Raw genomic sequence first — 18,150 nt, 5'->3', positions numbered from 1 at the left:
AGTTTAAAATTTAGAAATCAGTTTCTAGTTTTACAACTTTAAAACTCCCTGCTAAATTTTGTCTAATATATAAAGAATTCTGTTTTCAACTGTGTCTTTGGGGACTTCAATTAAATCGTAGCCGTATTTTTTATAGGTCTCGATAAGATGTTTTTGTATTTTCAGTGCCTGTTCAAAATTCTCGTAACGTTCAGTATCGCTTTCGTAAATTTCTTCCCAGGGTGGCAGAATAAATGTTTTGGAATATTTAAAATCTTCGCAGGCTTTGGTAAAATGTTCAGGATATGCATCACCAATATAATCCATGTATGCTACAACATCCGGAATTCCGCGGTCGATAAAAACTACACTTTCAGGCTCTTTCAATGCGCTTTTGAATTGCTGAATGCGGCCTTCAAGCAACATTTCGCTAAACAATAAAGGCTGTTCCAAAAACAATTGGTCAATACCACGTTGTTGCGCTTCAAGTGTAACTTTTCTGGAAATTTCAGGGTAACAGCAGTAGCCACGAGCTACTAATTCGTTTATTAACGTAGATTTTCCTGTGCCAGGACCTCCAAGGAGAACTATGATTTCTTTTTGCACTTTCGTAAAATAAAGCGCAAATTTACCTAAAGTTATTGGTATTTGAAAGATTATTTTGCCTGAAGCGAATGATTTCGCAATTTTGCAGACATTAGTTTCTGTTTTGGCTTACCTTTTATGTTGGACCACGGCACAAAAAGCATACTGCCTCAAATGCGGACTAAAAGAAAAGATATGGGTTTTGTTTTTGAATTATTTGATAATAGAAAATAATAAGAAGTTTGTCGTTGAAAAAAATCCAAAATCAGAAACCAAAACCGTATATTTGCGTTTATTTTTAATTAGGAATGGAAAACGATAAAGAAAAAAACACCGCCGAATTTTACGAAAGACTAAAGGTTGAGCTGGACAATTCAAACACCTGGCCTGCAGAATATTTGTATAAATTTATAGTGCCTTCAGTAGCTGATAATGTGGAGCGGGTTGAAAAAGCGTTTGACAGGATGGGCGCGGTTATCAAAACAACAAAATCTAAAACAGGTAAATTTACCAGTGTTTCTATAGATGTAACAATGAATAGTGCTGATGAGGTAATTGGCAAATACAAGGAGGTTTCTACGATAGAAGGTATAGTTTCATTATAATTATGATCGAAAAATATAAAAAAGAAAACGCAAACGACGTTGTTTTCAATTTAGAATACAATTCTGAAAGACAGCGTTTACTTATTCCGGAATATGGTCGTCATTTGCAAAAGCTGATTGATCAGGCGACTATGATTGAAGATGATGAAATACGCAACAAAGCTGCAAAATACATCATTCAGGTAATGGGAGGTTTGAATCCGCATTTGCGTGATGTGCCTGATTTTCAGCATAAATTATGGGATCAGCTCTTCATAATGTCTGATTTTAAACTAAATGTAGAATCCCCATATCCAATTCCGTCCCGTGATGTATTACAGCTAAAGCCCGACGCTTTGCAGTATCCGCAAAACTTCCCAAAGTACAGGTTTTACGGTAACAACATTAAATATATGATTGATGTTGCTAATAAGTGGGAGGAAGGCGAAATGAAAAATGCTTTGGTAATGGTGATTGCCAATCACATGAAAAAATCTTTTTTAAGCTGGAACAAAGACACTGTAAAAGATGACGTTATCTTTGAGCATTTATATGAGTTGTCAGGAGGAAAAATCAATTTATTGCAAAGCACAGAGGAGCTTTTAAATACAACTGATTTAATGCGTACCAACAAACGTATGTCAAATAAAACCTCACAGCCCGGACAGCCAAAAATCCAGAACAATAAAAACAACAAAGGAGGTAAAAAACCTTTTCAAAAAAATAACAATCAGAAATAAAAGAGCGGCTAAGTGGCTAAGCTGCTAAGTTGCTAAGTTTTTTGACTAAGAAGCTTGCAATCTTAGAATCTCAGAACCTTAGAATCTTAGAAACTTAAAAAAAATCTATGGGAATTTTTAAAATCGAAGGAGGAACTCCTTTAAAAGGGGAAATCACTCCGCAAGGAGCAAAAAATGAGGCATTACAAATCTTATGTGCTGTGCTTCTGACAGGAGAGAAAGTAAAAATCAATAACATTCCTGATATTATAGACATCAATAAATTAATAACTTTGCTGGGTAATTTAGGGGTGAAAATCCAACGCAATGAGCCGGGTTCGATTACGTTTCAGGCCGATGAGGTGAATGTTGGATATTTAGAAACGGAAGCTTTCAAAAAAGAAGGCGGTGCACTTCGTGGTTCTATTATGATTGTTGGGCCGCTTTTGGCACGTTTCGGGAAAGGATATATTCCAAAACCGGGCGGGGATAAAATTGGACGTCGAAGATTAGATACACACTTTGAAGGTTTTATTAACCTTGGAGCAAAATTCAGATACAATAGAGAAGATCACTTTTACGGAGTAGAAACTCCTGAAGAAGGTCTTCAGGGAACAGATATGCTTTTAGACGAGGCATCTGTAACGGGGACAGCAAATATTGTAATGGCTGCTGTTCTGGCTAAAGGAAAAACGACAGTTTACAATGCTGCCTGCGAGCCATATTTACAGCAGTTATGTAAAATGCTTAATTCTATGGGTGCAAAAATCACCGGATTAGGTTCAAACTTATTAACAATTGAAGGAGTTGATAGTCTTGGCGGATGTGAGCATAGAATTCTTCCTGATATGATCGAAATCGGTTCATGGATTGGTCTTGCGGCTATGACAAAAAGCGAAATCACGATCAAGAATGTAAGCTGGGAAAATCTAGGTTTGATTCCGAATACTTTCAGAAAACTTGGAATTACAATTGAAAGACGTAATGACGATATTTACATTCCTGCTCACAAAGACGGATATGAAGTAAAAACAGATATTGACGGATCAATCTTAACAATTGCCGATGCACCATGGCCAGGTTTTACTCCTGACTTATTAAGTATTGTTTTGGTTGTGGCTACGCAGGCAAAAGGAGATGTGTTGATTCACCAGAAAATGTTCGAAAGCCGTTTGTTTTTCGTGGATAAATTAATCGATATGGGCGCAAAAATCATGTTATGTGATCCGCACAGAGCTGTGGTTATGGGACATAATTTTGAATCGCAACTAAAGGCAACTACCATGTCTTCTCCTGATATTCGTGCAGGAATCTCATTATTGATTGCGGCGCTTTCAGCAAAAGGGACAAGCACAATTCAAAACATTGAACAAATTGACCGCGGATATGAGCGTATCGATGAGCGTTTAAGAGCAATCGGCGCAAAAATTGTGAGAGCATAAAAGTTAGCCACGACCGAGCGATAGAGAACGAGCGAAGCAATTCACGTATTGCACTAATTTTTTAATTTTTTAGCATTCAATTACACGAATTTGTTTTAAAAATTAGTGAAATAAAACGCAAAGATAATCTTCGTGTAATTTGTGAAATTCGTGGCAGAAAAAAAAGTCTGAATGACAAATGAACAAAAAGCGATAAAAGCTACATACTTTAGTATAGCCGGAAACACCTGCTTAGCCCTCATAAAAGGCTTCGCAGGTTTTTTTGGCAATTCTTATGCCCTGATTGCAGATGCTATCGAATCGACTACCGATATATTTTCTTCATTTTTGGTTTTGTTCGGAATCAAATATTCGAATAAACCTGCAGATGAAAATCACCCGTACGGGCATGGAAGGGCAGAACCGCTGATAACGTTCTTGGTAGTTGGGTTTTTAATTACTTCAGCAACAATTATTGGTTATGAAAGTATTGCCAATATTAATACTTCCCATGATTTACCAAAATCATGGACTTTATACATTTTAGGTGCCATTATAATCTGGAAAGAATACTCTTTTAGATTATTAATGAAACGAAGTAAACAGACTAAAAGTACTTCTCTGGCGGCAGATGCATGGCATCATAGAAGTGATGCTGTAACCTCTGTAGCAGCGTTTATCGGAATTTCATTTGCGTTGTGTATGGGAAAAGGATACGAGTCTGCAGACGATTGGGCAGCACTTTTTGCAGCCTGTTTTATTCTTTATAACAGCTATAAAATTTTCCGGCCGGCTCTCGGTGAAATTATGGATGAAAACCTAAACGATGATTTAGTTGAAGAGATTCGGATTGTTGCTTTGAAAGTCCCGGGAATTCTTGGAACCGAGAAATGTTATATCCGCAAAGCAGGAATGCGTTATTATGTGGATCTTCATGCCATTGTTTCTGCAAAAATTTCCGTTAAGGAAGGACATGATTTATCTCATAGGTTGCAGGATAAATTAAAAGAAGAAATTCCGCAGCTTGGAAATGTTCTGATTCATATTGAACCGGATGATTATCATTGAAAAAGGTTTAAAGGAGAAAAATCTCAAAACGGCAAAAAGGTTATGAGTAATTTTTGTCACTTCGACGAAAGGAGAAGTCACTGAGGGGGAGACATAGAATCTTCTTTTATTCAAAATGATAATTTAAAAATTCAAATTCAGGATTAAATATTTGAATTAAAGATAGTTTTTTATCTCTTCTCCATTTTTTTATTTCTTTTTCTCGGGCTATTGCTTCTTCAATCCAAACAAACTTTTCATAATAAACTAAAAATTCTATACCGTATTTTGATGCAAAAGTTTTGTTTTCTATTTCTAAATTATCTTTATGTTGTTGAAGTCTAAGTTTTAAATTGTTAGTAACTCCAATATAAAAAGTAGAACGATTTTTATTGGTTAAGATATAAACATAGTAAGTATGAAAACCTTCTTGAGGATTGAGCATAAATTAGTTTTAAAATGGGTAAATTTTTGTTACTTCGTATAAAAGTAGGTTATATTATCAGTACCCTTAAAATTTCTCTCCCTCAGTGATTTCTCCTTTCGTCGAAATGACAATATTGTGTATATACATGTGGAGTCTAGTTTAATACATTTAAAATCTTCAGTCCAAACACAACACCGTTTTGCTGAACGCCGCCCTGATAAGAATGAACATAGTCAACGCGGAACAATTTAAATTTCCCGAAACCAAGATTATCTAAACCAATTGTGAATTCAGAATACGGTTTTCTATCTGGAATTGCTAATGAATGAAAACCGATATTCATGGTTGATTTTAGAAGGCTGATCAGCGGAATTTTATTGGTTACAAATCCAAGGTCATTGTGTTCCAGATGCATTTCAAAATAACTGTCGTTGGTGCTGTTCGAATAATAAGGCATTAAATTGAAAACATTCAGATAGCGATCTGTTGTGCCAATGTGGGTCTGATTTCCGTTGAAATGCCTGTAATCCATAAAAGCAATATTTTCAGCATTGAAGAATTTTCCGGCTCTGAAATTTGTGCCCAGAATTCCTTTATTTCCCAATGCCAAATCATATTGAACCGAAGCGCCAATTCTTTCAAATTCATATTTTTTCCCACTTGCAGCAAAGGCTTTTTCAAATGCTAAATAAACGGTTGGGTATTTGTCATTTTTGAAATTATATCTTCCATCTGGTCTTGAAATGTATTTATTTCCGAAATTAATTCGGCTAGTGATTAGTGTTTTAAAGAAATGATGGGTCTGAAAAGCAGAAGCGGTGTAATCATTCGGGGCTAAAGGATTATTGGATGTATAAAAATCATCTTTTTTGAAAAAAGAATAATCAGTAGTATTGAGCAATGGTTTTCGCTGTTCGTAACCAATTTGTCCGGTCAGATTAACTCCGTTAGCGATATCCTGACCGTAATTGATTTGCGCGAATTCTAAATTGTACAATTTCATATAATTGTCTTTAAAGAATAAGGAACTAATAGAATTGACAAGCTTAGTTATGGGTTGCGAATTACTAAATTGCATCGTTTTTACACCACCGGAACCCCAAATTGTGGCATAATTGATCGTATTAAAACGATGGCTGAATTCTCCCGTAATCCTAAAACGCTCATCTGAAAAACCGTAATTAAAAGTCGTGCCTATCGAGGTGCTTTTTCCTTCCTCTTCATTCCATTTTCTGAATGAAAAGCCAGAATCAAAATTGAAACCCTGAACCGTATTGAAGCTTAAAGACGCAATATTCAGCAGGCCTTTGTAATCAAATGAATATTTTTTGAATGTGTTTTTGTAATCATAGCCCATTAAAATATCCCAAATTTTGAATTTGTTGTTTTTAGCATCAATTGAATCTGTGTATTTTCGTGATTTACGAATGGTAAGTAAACTGTCTTTTTTGATATAATCAGTACTTTCTTCGATGGTTAACGGAATTGGACGGATTTCATTCCAAAAGGCATCATTTTTTTGATTGGCACTAGCTTCGAAAGCAACAATTTCATTTCCAAAAGTATTCTTTTCGAAGGAGATTGGAAATTCGTAATTAGAATATACATAATTAAAATTTCCGGAGAACTTTATTCCAAAAAAGCCTGCAGTAAAAGAAAGCGTCTGTGCATTTTTAGCCCAGATTTTATTGGCAGAATTATAACTGAAACTCTGTTTTAAGCTCATTACTTCGGTAAACTCATTTTTCATTCGATAACCTCTGATGTCCAAATCTATTGCGTAAATGGCAAAACTATCGTCAACGATATAAATGTAACCTTCAAAAACAGGTTCTTTATCGCGTTTAGGGATTACTTTGATTTTATTAATCTGGTGACTATTGTCGTCATAAAAAGTGCCTTCGAGTTTGTAATTGTAATAACTCAATGCGTTGTCGGCAATAGGGGAGATGAGTTTTATGTCGAAATCTAAGGTGTTGTCATAAAAATCATAAGTGGATAAGGCTGCAGTATTATAACTGTAACCTCTGTTGTTTCCGGAGATTTTGGAAGCAATTATTTTCTCTTTTAACTTATCCGGCTTTTCGAAAGTGACTTGCGAAATGGTCTCAGAAAGATATAAAATCCCTGTTCCGGTTGAATCTAAATTAGATGCCATATCTTCACCAAGATCGACTTTTTGCCCCAGGATTTTTTTAGGAAGATCTTTTACTTTAAACATTCCTTTCGAATAAAAGTCGGCAGTGTAGCGTCCTGTTTTATTTGAGTTTTGTTTTTTATTGGCAATTGCATTTTTTATGATTGCATTTGCAGGATTCTTTTTGGGGTCAATAACGACTTCGTTTAAAGTAAAACTCTCTTCAGCCATTTTCACGTCGAGAGTTACGGTGTTTGAACCCGAAGAGACAGAAAGTTTTTGGGTTTTGAACCCCAGATACTGAAAAATGATTTTGTTTTTGCCCGGTTCTTTTACATTCAATTGATATTTCCCCTGTTCATTTGATGTTGTTCCGAAATACGTGTTCTCTTCAAAGACAGAAACAAACGGCAATGGATTTCCTTTTTCATCGGTTATGGTTCCTTTGATTTGGGCAAAATTTGTAATTGAAAAAAATAAAAAGGCAGATAAAATAAAGTTTTTCATGTAAGTGGATTATCTTACAAAAATAGAATAACCTGAATCTGAGCTTATTAATAATTTGTTAAATTGTAAATAATATGTTCCGGATGAACTATCTGTTGCCGGCAAGTTGCACATAGAAAGACTTACTATTTATTTCCCGCAGATTTGGCAAATTGTGCAGATTTTTTTGAAGTTCTATAGGATCAGCCTGATCTGCAAAATCTGCGAGAGAATTTGAAATTTTAGTTCAGGTCAAATATTTACAAAAAAGACTGAATAGCCAGTTCATAGCTTTTTAATCCGAAGCCTAAAATTACCCCTTTTGCGTTTCCGGATAAATACGATTGATGCCTGAAGCTTTCGCGGGCATAAGTATTCGAGATATGAACTTCAATAACCGGAGTGGTTACAGCTTTCATAGCATCGCCCAAACCAATTGAAGTATGCGTATAAGCACCGGCATTCAAAATAATTCCGTCGAATGTAAAACCTACTTCCTGAATCTTTCCAATCAGTTCGCCTTCAATGTTGCTTTGATAATAAGAAAGTTCAACGCCTGGAAATTTTTGTTTCAGCGTTTCAAAATAATCTTCAAACGTCTGGCTTCCGTACACTTCAGGTTCACGTTTCCCTAACAGATTTAAATTTGGACCGTTAATTATAGCGATTTTCATTTATGATTTATTTTTTACTTTAATGGATTAATTTTGACATTGCAATTGGCATTGAATTTTGCAATTGCCATTGAACTGTGTAAAAATAAAAAACCGCTCTGAATAAACAGAACGGTTTTAATAAAAGATGTGATATTATTTTTTAGAACATAAATCCGGCAGACAATTGGATAGTTGAGTTTTTAACATCTGCATTTTTTGAAGCTTCAGTTAATCCTAAACCATAACGACCCTGAATAAAAAAGTTTTCTGTTATCTTAAATCCTAATCCGGCATTAAGACCAAATTCGAAAGTTTCTGCATCTCCCAACTCTACATCGTCTTTTTCACTTAATAAAAAGGAAGCCTGAGGACCTACTTCAAGACTAAAAGAATCTGTTAAATAAAATTTAGCCATTACAGGGATAGATAAGTAGCCTAATTCATTTTTAATATCCTCGCTTACCTCGTCAATTTTATATTTTGCACCCACAGTTGAATATAAAAGCTCAGGCTGCACAGAAAACTTATCCAGTAATTTGATTTCGGCTACTAAACCGGCATGATAACTTGTGATACCTTCTTTGTCAACGTTAGGAGCGTCAAAGGCATCTCCTGTCTGGTTAGCAAAGTTAACCCCGGCTTTAACCCCGATTTTTAATAATTGTGCCTGAATGGATGCAGCTGTTGCAAAAAACAAAACCACTGCTAAAAATAGTTTTTTCATAATGTTAATTTTAAGATTTAGATTGTTACAAAGTAACATGTATGAAAACTCATTTTAGTTATAATTATTGTTGATTGTAGTTTCAATATTTCCATTTTTTAATTTAAAAATTTAACAAGAAACAGTCCTTATATATTTAGATAAGAAAGAATTTTACTAATAATTAAATAATTTTTTATCTAACGGTTTTTAGTGATTTTTAAAAATGTAAACATTTGATTTTAAGTTTTTTGTTTGTATTAACAAGATTTTTTAAACATAATTCAATGATTATTTGATATTTTAATTTGGTTTGGTACTAATAATTCACATAGATTTGTCCTACTAAATAATCATTAATTTATCAAAAAAAATGAAAAAAATTATTTTATCTGCAATCGCAGTTATGGCATTTGGATTCGCTAATGCGCAAGAACAAACAGCAAAAGGAAAATGGTTAATTGAAGCAAATACTGCTTTTGGTGCTGGTACAGGAAACACAGCCTTCTCTTTAACATCTGTAGATGGTGAAACTGCTTGGAATGTTGGTGCTGAAGGTGGATATTTTGTAGCTGATAACTTAGCTATTAAACTTGGTCTAGGATATGGAGATGATGGTTTTGACAGTAGTATTTTCTCATACAAAATTGGAGCAAAATATTATGTAATAAACAAAATCCCAGTAGAGCTTTCTTATACTGGAGTTAGTATTAAAGATGCTGATGATAATCCTTCTTTTGTAGGTTTACAAGGTGGATATGCTATCTTTTTAGGGCCAAACGTTTCTATTGAGCCAGGTATCCGTTACAATGTTACTACTGATGATGAAATTGCTGAAAGTTTTCTTCAATTCAATGTTGGATTTGCTTTACATTTCTAATAAAAGAAAATATTTATATTTTAAAACCTTCCCTAACCGGAAGGTTTTTTTATGCTCAAAAAATATGTTACTTTGTGAATATGAATTGGAAAAATTATATAAAAGATTATCAGTCTTATTTGCGAATAGAGCGTGGTTTGTCTAAAAATACAATCGAGAATTATGGTTTCGATATTGAGCGATTTTATCTTTTTTTAGAAACTAATCAAATAGATATTTCTCCAATAAAAATTTCAGATGAAACGGTTCAGCAATTTATTTATTCGGTTTCAAAAGAAGTTAATCCAAGGTCACAGGCCAGGATTATTTCGGGCTTAAAAAGCTTTTTTAATTATTTGGTTTTTGAAGATTACCGCACAGATAATCCGATGGAACTGATCGAAACACCAAAAACAGGGCGTAAATTGCCTGATACGTTATCGGTTGAAGAAATTGATAGTTTGATAGCAGCTATCGATTTAAGTTCAAATGAAGGGGAAAGAAACAGGGCGATGCTTGAAACTTTATACGGCTGCGGGCTTCGTGTTTCTGAATTGATTTCTTTAAAAGTTTCAGATCTGTTTTTTGACGAAGGTTTTATTAAAATTACCGGAAAAGGAAACAAAGAACGTTTCGTGCCTATTGGCGGCTTAACGCAAAAATATATTGAAATTTATCGTAAGGATATACGAACTCATTTGAATGTCAAAAAAGGCCACGAAGATACCTTGTTTTTAAATCGCAGAGGAAGTCAATTAACACGTGCTATGATTTTTACTATTATTAAAGATTTAGCGGTAAAAACAGGTTTGAATAAAAATATCAGTCCGCATACTTTAAGGCACTCTTTTGCCACACATCTGTTAGAAAACGGTGCCGATTTACGTTCAATTCAATTAATGCTTGGACATGAATCTATAACAACAACGGAAATCTATGTTCATTTGGACAGAAGTTTTCTAAAAGAAGTAATGCATACTTTTCATCCCAGAAGATAATAGTGTTTTAATACGTTTTAGAGACATTATTAGTTTATTTGTGTTTGTCAGTTCGAGCGGAGTCGAGAACCAGTAATGCATCTCAACTCTGCTCGAACTGACGGTGGGTTAATATGTGTAAACGTATAAATTAACAATAAAAAAAACTTCCCGTTGCTGAGAAGTTTTTTTATGGAAATATTTTTGAGAAACTTATTTAGCAATATTAACGGCTCTGGTTTCACGTATAACGGTCACTTTTACCTGACCCGGATAAGTCATTTCAGTTTGGATTTTCTGTGAAATTTCGAAAGATAAATTTGCTGCATTATCATCAGAAACTTTTTCGCTCTCTACAATTACACGAAGTTCTCTTCCGGCCTGAATTGCGTAAGCATTTTTAACACCGCTGAACCCGTAAGCCACATCTTCGAGATCTTTCAGACGCTGTATGTATGAATCCAGAACCTGACGTCTTGCTCCCGGTCTTGCTCCTGAAATCGCATCACACACCTGAATAATTGGAGATAGTAGTGATTTCATTTCAATCTCATCATGGTGTGCCCCAATTGCGTTGCAAACTTCTTCTTTTTCACCGTATTTCTCAGCCCATTGCATACCTAGCAAAGCGTGAGGAAGATCACTTTCAGTATCCGGAACTTTACCAATATCATGAAGCAAACCAGCTCTTTTGGCTAATTTTACATTCAAACCTAATTCTGCAGCCATAATGCCACAAAGCTTAGAAACTTCTCTCGAGTGTTGTAGTAAGTTTTGTCCGTAAGAAGAACGGTATTTCATTCGACCAACCACTTTGATTAATTCAGGGTGCAATCCGTGAATCCCTAAATCGATTACAGTACGTTTACCCACTTCGATAATTTCGTCATCAATTTGTTTTGCAGTTTTAGCAACAACTTCTTCAATTCTTGCCGGGTGAATACGTCCGTCAGTCACAAGTTTGTGCAATGACAAACGTGCAATCTCCCTGCGGACAGGATCGAAGCATGAAAGAATAATAGCTTCAGGTGTGTCATCAACAATGATTTCTACTCCTGTTGCGGCCTCAAGAGCTCTAATGTTGCGTCCTTCACGACCAATGATTCTACCCTTAACATCATCAGACTCAATGTTGAATACTGACACACAATTTTCAACCGCTTCTTCAGTTCCAACTCTTTGAATTGTATTGATGATGATTTTTTTAGCTTCCTGTTGAGCTGTAAGTTTTGCCTCTTCAATAGTTTCCTGAATGTGAGACATAGCTTTGCTTTTAGCTTCGGCTTTTAATCCCTCTACCAATTGTTCTTTCGCTTCTTCTGCAGAAAGTCCTGAAATCACTTCCAGTTGCTGTAACTGACTTTTGTGTAGTTTGTCAACTTCAGTCTGTTTTTTATCTAAGAGTTCAATCTTGTTATTGTATTCCTGAGTTTTGGCTTCAAAATCATCGTTTACTTTTTTAGCTTTAGCTAATTCATTTGAAACCTGGGATTCTTTATCGCGAACTCTTTTTTCAACTTCAGCTACTTTTTTATCTCTTGCCAGAATTACCTGTTCGTGCTCTGCTTTTAATTCGATGAACTTTTCTTTTGCCTGAAGAATTTTGTCTTTTTTAATGTTTTCTGCTTCTAAATTAGCGTCTTTTAAGATTGAAGCTGCTTCTTTTTTTGCGTTTTTAATTAGGTTAGAAATATTACTTTTCTCGATAATTTTAGCTATTGCAAAACCTGCTGCAATACCTACAATACCAATAATGATCGTTATGATGTCCATGTTTGTTAGGGTTTATATATAAAAAAAGCCTACATTAATTGCTTGAATAAACTCGTAAAGACAAGTTTTGAGCTAACTCACTGTTCAAGTTTCCCGGTCAAAGCTGGGCATACTATAGTAGCGACGATTTGCTCATTCTAATTTGTTAGTGTTGAGTTTACCAATTGTGAACTAATGTAGGCAGTATCTTAGTTTATGTAAAGAACGTTAATTTTCGAGATATTGATCTAATAGCAAATTTAATCTTTTAATCCTTTCGATGGTTTCAAGTCCATCATTAGTATTATCAATCTGTTTTTGTTCTACCTGTGATGCAAATTGCAGGGCACACATAGCCAATACATCTTGTTTATCGCGAACTGCGTAATTTTCTTCGAATTGCTTAATCATAGCATCAATTTTTTTAGAAGCACTTCTAAGTCCTTCTTCCTGAGCAGGCTCAACCGTTAAGGGATAAACCCGGTCTGCAACTGATATTTTAATTTTAAGTTTTCCGTCCATATTTTACTAATCTGATAGTTGTGCAATACAGTAATCAATTTCGCGAATTAATGAATTTATTTTAAGCTTTGTCTCTCTCTTGTTATTGTCGCTGCCGAGCAACGAATTGGCTATCTTAAGTGTTTCATATTGCTTCTTCAAAGCTTCAATTTCTTCAGACTGTTTCTGGATAATTTGCGCTGCTTTGTTTAATTCTAATCGTAAATCCTGATTGTTTTTTTCTAAAGCCTTTGATTTCGCAAAAAGCTTTTCGACTTTATATTCAAGAGTATCAATTATTTCAGCAATTACACTCATTATAAATCCTATTCATTACTTAATCCTACAAAGTTAGTATTCCTTTTTATTAATGCAATTTTTTATCGATTTTTTTACATTAAAAATAAGCAAAGTGATGAAATTCAGTGAATTGTGTTTTTGGACCTTTTATCTTCGGTTTTCGCACCTTATTTTTTTATCTTAGCAAAAATGTTACTCATGAGATTTTCTTTATTTTTTTTATTTGCTTACAATATTATTTTTGCACAGACTCAGTATCCTAAAGATTATTTTCGGTCACCCCTGGATATTCCAATGCAGCTTTCAGGGAATTTTGGAGAGTTGAGGCCTAATCACTTTCATGCCGGATTTGATTTAAAAACCAATCAGAGAGAAGGACTTAATGTATATGCTGTTGCTGATGGTTATGTATCCCGAATAAAAATCTCGACTTTTGGAAACGGTAAATGTATCTATATTACGCATCCAAATGGTTATACTTCTGTTTATGGACATTTGAAAACAGCAGTTGGCCCAATTCAGGACTATATTCATAAAACACACTACAAAGAAAAGTCCTTTGAAATCGAAATGTTTCCAAAACCGGAGGAACTTCCTGTTACGAAAGGTGAATTAATTGCGCTTTCGGGTAATACAGGTTCTTCTGAAGGGCCGCATCTGCATTTTGAGTTTCGTGATACGAAAACAGAGTTTGTTATTAATCCTATGTTTTTTGGATTTGATAATTATTTAAAAGATAACAGAAAGCCAACCATTTCCGGTTTATTTGTTTATCCGATAGAGAACACAACGGTTAATCAGTCCAGGCAGCCTTTATTACTAAATCTTTCACTTCAAAAAGACGGAACCTATCTGGCGGGTAAAGTAAAAGCGAACGGTAAAATAGGTTTTGGGATTAATGCTGTCGATTTTGATGATGTTTCTAAAAACAGAAACGGGGTTTTTAATGTTACTGGTTTTTTAAACGGCGATCCTAAATACAATTATCAGTTTAACACTTATTCTTTTGACGAAATGCGTTTTATCAATGCCCTTATTGATTATCCAAGATATAAAAAAACGGGTCAGCGTGTGCAGAAGTTGTTTATGAAAACGCCTTTTGCACTGAGTATTATTAAAACAGATTCGCTTCATGGAGTAATTCCTGTAGAACCTAATTTGGCTTCAAGTTACAGAATTGAAGTTTCTGACTATTTTGGAAATTTGAACTCAGTTACGGTTCCGATAGAATATGACTCAGAAACACCAATCATAAATCAAGAGCCTGTAACAGGAAAATATTTTGTCCGATACGACAAAGATTCGAATTTTGAAAAAGATAACATGTCAGTTTTCTTTCCGGCGAACACATTTTATGAAGATTTTAATTTGAATTTTGACGTAAAGAATAATCGGATCTATATTCATGAAGATGTTGTTCCGGTTCATTCAAATTTTACAGTTACTATAAAAGACAGTACTTATGCAGAAAATCTAAGAGATAAACTTTTTATTGCAAGATTGAACGGAAACAGTAAAATTTATAATGCTACAACCAGAAAAAATGATGTTTTTACAATAAAATCAAAAACATTAGGTCAGTACGGTTTAGTTTTGGATACGATTGCTCCGGTTATAAAAATCAATAAGGTAATTCAGGATAAATGGATTACGGGTGTTAAAAATATTCAGTTTACGATTGGGGATGCTTTATCAGGAGTTAAATCTTACAACGGATATCTGAATGGAAACTGGATTTTGTTTGAATATGATAATAAAACGAGAAAAATAACACATACTTTTGATGATAGCATAATCGCTGAAGGCGCTAATGATTTAAAAATTGAAGTAGTTGATAATGTGGGGAATTCTGCTATCTTTGAAACTCATTTTTTTAGAAGTCAACAAAAATAAAATCCAGGCGTTTGAATAATTTTAAATTACTATTTTTTTTCCTTTTTTTATGGATTGGTTATACTGCATCTGCACAGAGTGCCCGCGTGAAAGGGGTAATTTTAGACAGTGAGAGCCGTCCGGTAGCCGATGTAAATATTACTACGGGAGATAAAGCAGCAAAATCAAATGCTAAAGGACACTTTGATATTTTTGTGCCATCAAACAAAAAGGTCGTTTTGGTTTTCACGCACATTTCTTTAAAAATGATGACGTTAACGGTAAATCTAAAACCCTACGAAACGTTTGTTTTTAATCCAGTAATGAGCACTTCTGAAGAACAGATGGGAGAGGTTTTTGTGTCTTCTAAAAACAAAAAACGTGTTCAGGGTATTACGGTTATTGATCAGAGTACCATAAAAAAAATGCCGGGAGCAAATGCCGGTATAGAAAATGTTCTGAAAACATTGCCTGGAGTGAATTCGAACAACGAATTAAGTACGCAATATGCGGTTCGTGGAGGGAATTATGATGAAAATCTGGTTTACGTAAATGAAATAGAAGTCTATCGTCCATTTTTAATCCGCTCCGGACAACAGGAGGGATTAAGTTTTACGAATACAGATTTGGTACAGAATATTGATTTTTCTGCCGGAGGATTTCAGTCAAAATTTGGAGATAAACTTTCTTCGGTTTTAGATATAAGTTATAGAAAACCCACACAATTTGGGGCTTCTCTCGAAGCAAGTTTTCTTGGCGGAAGCATTTCTTTTGATGCAGTTTCTAAAAATAAAAAATGGTCTGCAGTTACAGGCGTCCGTTATCGCAACAATAGTCTGCTGGTCAACAGTCAGGATACACAGACCAATTATACCCCAACATTTGCCGATATTCAGACGAACATAAATTATGATGTTTCTCAAAAATGGCAGTTGAGTTTTTTGGGAAATATTTCGCAAAATAAATATTTATACCAGCCCTTAACCCGCGAAACAAAATTTGGTACGATAGATCAGCCAATGGCACTGGCTGTTTTTTATGAGGGTCAGGAAAAGGATCAGTACGATACCTATTTTGGAGCCATAAAAACAACTTATAAAGCTTCTTCGACACTTACTTTTAAATTGATCGGATCTTTATTCCATACGATTGAGAAGGAACATTTTGATATTCTGGCACAATACCGATTGGGAAATGTAGATGAAGAAGGAAATATGAATCCGGATGATGTCGATTTTACAAGAGGAATTGGAACCCAGCTTAATCACGCCCGAAACGATCTGGATGCTTTGATTGCAAATATTGAGATTAAAGGTTTTAAGGAATGGAAGGATAATAACCAGATAGAATTTGGGTTAAAATTTACCAGAGAATCAATACGTGACAGAATTGTTGAATGGGAAATGATTGATTCAGCAGGATTTTCATTAAATCCGCCTATTTTGGATCTTCCTAAAAATAATCAGCCTTATCAGCCTTATACAGGACCGCTTTTGCCATATCAAAATATTCGTGCAACCAATTTAAATGATATAAACCGGTTTTCCGGTTATGCACAATGGAGTAACAAGACTTATTTGGGACCCAGTCAATTCTGGTATACTATTGGAGCACGTTTTCAAAGCTGGCAGGTTTCCGGAGCTGCTGTAGAAGGTAATAATCAGACAGTTTTTAGCCCTCGTGCACAATTTGCCTTAAAACCTGATTGGGATATGGATATGATTTTCAGGCTTTCGGGAGGATTGTACCATCAGCCTCCGTTTTATCGTGAACTTCGTGATTTTAATGGAGAAGTTAATCCAAATGTAAAAGCGCAACAGTCTGTGCATTTTGTTTTGAGTAACGATTACAATTTTAAAATGTGGAATCGTCCGTTTAAATGGGTAACAGAATTGTATTATAAGTCACTCTCAGATGTAAACACTTATTCAATTGACAATGTACGAATTCGATATGTGGCAGATAACAATGCCAAAGCGTATGCGCAGGGAGTCGATTTCAGGCTGAATGGAGAGTTCGTTCCCGGAACAGAATCCTGGATAAGTTTCGGGTACCTTAAAACGGAAGAGAATTACGAAAACAAAGGTTTTATCGCCAGGCCAACAGACCAAAGACTGAAATTTGCAATGTTGTTTCAGGACTATATGCCTAATATCCCAAGTATAAAATTATATCTCAATTTAGTTTACAATACTGGTTTGCCGGGAGGTTCGCCTTCTTACTCAGATCCTTATTTATACCAAAACAGGCTAAATGATTACAGAAGAGCTGATGTTGGTTTTGCAAAAGTTTTTATTGATCAGAATAATTCAGTAAAAGCAAGCTGGTTTAAAAAATTTAAGGAGTTGTCATTAGGATTGGAAATATTCAATCTTTTTAATAATCAGAATGCTATAACGAATACCTGGGTGCGTGATGCCTATTCTAAAAATCAATATGCGATTCCGAATTATATGACTTCAAGGGTTTTTAATATAAAGCTGAATGCGAGGTTATGATAGAAGAACGTAAAAAAAGAAAAAAGATTTTTTATGTTCCGGGGATGATTTCTTTGGTTTTGATTCCATTGTTTTGTTTTTATCATTTTTATAAAACCGATGCTTTTAAAGTTGAGGGCTGTCTGGATATCTCTGTTGCAACAAAAGAAGAATTTGAGAAATATAGGATTAAGGATTTAAGGAAATATAAAGACTTTAGTTTTAAACAAGATAAATCTGAAGAACTCAAGGAGTTGAGGTTTTTTGTTAGGGATCTTGTTAGAAAATACGATACAATTAATGGAGCTAAAATTCATTTTGATTCAAAAACAGATTATAATACATTTATTAGCGTTATTAATCTTATAGTTGAAGAGAAGGTAGAATTATGGACTCATTATAAAGATGATATTTATGTTTTGTCAGTTTCAATGCCAAAGCCAACTAAATTTTCAGGAACAATAAAATATTTTAGTTGTGGATATTACGAAGCGAATAAATCGTATTTTTTGGAAATGGAGAAAGAAAAACAGTTTCAGTACATTGTAACTCTCTATAAAAAGTACTGGATAATTTTTATGGGGTATTTTGGAATTTTACTTTTAAACATCTTTAGTTTAGTAAAATTCAATAAAAACCAAAATTACAATCAAAAATAGTATATTTGA

General features: G+C 34.4%; 17 protein-coding genes. 9 read left to right on the top strand and 8 right to left on the bottom strand.

Going from position 1 to position 18,150, the window contains the following annotated elements; translation table 11 throughout:
- Positions 1–51: 51 nt before the first annotated feature.
- A complete protein-coding gene (locus GXM17_RS08975) occupies positions 52–585 on the bottom strand; it encodes an AAA family ATPase (RefSeq protein ID WP_163398993.1) in 534 nt (177 codons plus the stop codon).
- A 287-nt stretch (positions 586–872) separates the two neighbouring features.
- Between GXM17_RS08975 and GXM17_RS08970 the strand changes: the two genes are divergently transcribed.
- From GXM17_RS08970 to GXM17_RS08955, 4 genes are all read left to right on the top strand, one after another.
- Complete coding sequence (locus GXM17_RS08970) at positions 873–1,169, top strand: DUF493 family protein (RefSeq protein WP_110347905.1); 297 nt, start codon at positions 873–875, stop codon at positions 1,167–1,169.
- A gap of 2 nt (positions 1,170–1,171) precedes the next feature.
- Positions 1,172–1,888 carry a DUF4290 domain-containing protein gene (locus GXM17_RS08965; RefSeq protein ID WP_163398992.1) on the top strand — a complete coding sequence of 239 codons (717 nt, stop codon included), beginning with the start codon at positions 1,172–1,174 and terminating at the stop codon, positions 1,886–1,888.
- 107 nt (positions 1,889–1,995) lie between these two features.
- On the top strand, positions 1,996–3,309 hold the full coding sequence (murA, locus tag GXM17_RS08960; RefSeq protein ID WP_163398991.1) for a UDP-N-acetylglucosamine 1-carboxyvinyltransferase: 1,314 nt from the start codon (positions 1,996–1,998) through the stop codon (positions 3,307–3,309).
- 171 nt (positions 3,310–3,480) lie between these two features.
- Positions 3,481–4,356, top strand: coding sequence for a cation diffusion facilitator family transporter (locus tag GXM17_RS08955; protein ID WP_163398990.1), 876 nt, complete (start codon positions 3,481–3,483; stop codon positions 4,354–4,356).
- 106 nt (positions 4,357–4,462) lie between these two features.
- Here GXM17_RS08955 and GXM17_RS08950 read toward each other — a convergent pair whose 3' ends face one another.
- From GXM17_RS08950 to GXM17_RS08935, 4 genes are all read right to left on the bottom strand, one after another.
- A complete protein-coding gene (locus tag GXM17_RS08950) occupies positions 4,463–4,780 on the bottom strand; it encodes a GIY-YIG nuclease family protein (RefSeq protein WP_163398989.1) in 318 nt (105 codons plus the stop codon).
- A gap of 136 nt (positions 4,781–4,916) precedes the next feature.
- Positions 4,917–7,406 (bottom strand): DUF5686 and carboxypeptidase regulatory-like domain-containing protein, encoded by a 2,490-nt coding sequence (locus tag GXM17_RS08945; protein WP_163398988.1) that lies wholly within the window; start codon positions 7,404–7,406, stop codon positions 4,917–4,919.
- 239 nt (positions 7,407–7,645) lie between these two features.
- On the bottom strand, positions 7,646–8,059 hold the full coding sequence (aroQ, locus tag GXM17_RS08940) for a type II 3-dehydroquinate dehydratase (RefSeq protein ID WP_163398987.1): 414 nt from the start codon (positions 8,057–8,059) through the stop codon (positions 7,646–7,648).
- 142 nt (positions 8,060–8,201) lie between these two features.
- Entirely contained in the window at positions 8,202–8,765 is a 564-nt protein-coding gene (locus GXM17_RS08935) for a porin family protein (RefSeq protein ID WP_163398986.1), read from the bottom strand.
- A 352-nt stretch (positions 8,766–9,117) separates the two neighbouring features.
- Here GXM17_RS08935 and GXM17_RS08930 point away from each other — a divergent pair, with 352 nt between their 5' ends.
- Positions 9,118–9,624 (top strand): porin family protein, encoded by a 507-nt coding sequence (locus GXM17_RS08930; protein ID WP_163398985.1) that lies wholly within the window; start codon positions 9,118–9,120, stop codon positions 9,622–9,624.
- Between the two features lie 80 nt (positions 9,625–9,704).
- Positions 9,705–10,601: a site-specific tyrosine recombinase XerD gene (xerD, locus tag GXM17_RS08925; protein ID WP_163398984.1), complete on the top strand. Its 897-nt coding sequence runs from the start codon at positions 9,705–9,707 to the stop codon at positions 10,599–10,601.
- Positions 10,602–10,793: 192 nt separating this feature from the next.
- On the opposite strand, the gene rny is transcribed toward xerD, so the two are convergent.
- The 3 genes from rny to GXM17_RS08910 all read right to left on the bottom strand — a co-directional run bounded on the left by rny (position 10,794) and on the right by GXM17_RS08910 (position 13,151).
- Positions 10,794–12,353 carry a ribonuclease Y gene (gene rny / locus GXM17_RS08920; RefSeq protein ID WP_163398983.1) on the bottom strand — a complete coding sequence of 520 codons (1,560 nt, stop codon included), beginning with the start codon at positions 12,351–12,353 and terminating at the stop codon, positions 10,794–10,796.
- A 207-nt stretch (positions 12,354–12,560) separates the two neighbouring features.
- Positions 12,561–12,854 (bottom strand): cell division protein ZapA, encoded by a 294-nt coding sequence (locus GXM17_RS08915; protein ID WP_163398982.1) that lies wholly within the window; start codon positions 12,852–12,854, stop codon positions 12,561–12,563.
- 6 nt (positions 12,855–12,860) lie between these two features.
- Positions 12,861–13,151, bottom strand: a complete 291-nt coding sequence (locus GXM17_RS08910; protein ID WP_163398981.1) for a hypothetical protein — start codon at positions 13,149–13,151, stop codon at positions 12,861–12,863.
- A gap of 180 nt (positions 13,152–13,331) precedes the next feature.
- Here GXM17_RS08910 and GXM17_RS08905 point away from each other — a divergent pair, with 180 nt between their 5' ends.
- From GXM17_RS08905 to GXM17_RS08895, 3 genes are read left to right on the top strand one after another with little or no spacing between them, the layout of a single operon-like run.
- A complete protein-coding gene (locus tag GXM17_RS08905; RefSeq protein ID WP_163398980.1) occupies positions 13,332–15,026 on the top strand; it encodes a M23 family metallopeptidase in 1,695 nt (564 codons plus the stop codon).
- Between the two features lie 11 nt (positions 15,027–15,037).
- Positions 15,038–17,503, top strand: coding sequence for a TonB-dependent receptor (locus GXM17_RS08900; protein ID WP_163398979.1), 2,466 nt, complete (start codon positions 15,038–15,040; stop codon positions 17,501–17,503).
- Positions 17,500–18,141 (top strand): hypothetical protein, encoded by a 642-nt coding sequence (locus GXM17_RS08895; RefSeq protein ID WP_163398978.1) that lies wholly within the window; start codon positions 17,500–17,502, stop codon positions 18,139–18,141. The genes GXM17_RS08900 and GXM17_RS08895 overlap by 4 nt, the downstream gene beginning before the upstream one ends.
- Positions 18,142–18,150: the final 9 nt, after the last annotated feature.

The sequence above is a fragment of the Flavobacterium fluviatile genome (assembly GCF_010645065.1).
Taxonomy (GTDB): Bacteria; Bacteroidota; Bacteroidia; order Flavobacteriales; family Flavobacteriaceae; genus Flavobacterium; species Flavobacterium fluviatile.
This window is presented reverse-complemented; position numbering and strand designations above follow the sequence as displayed.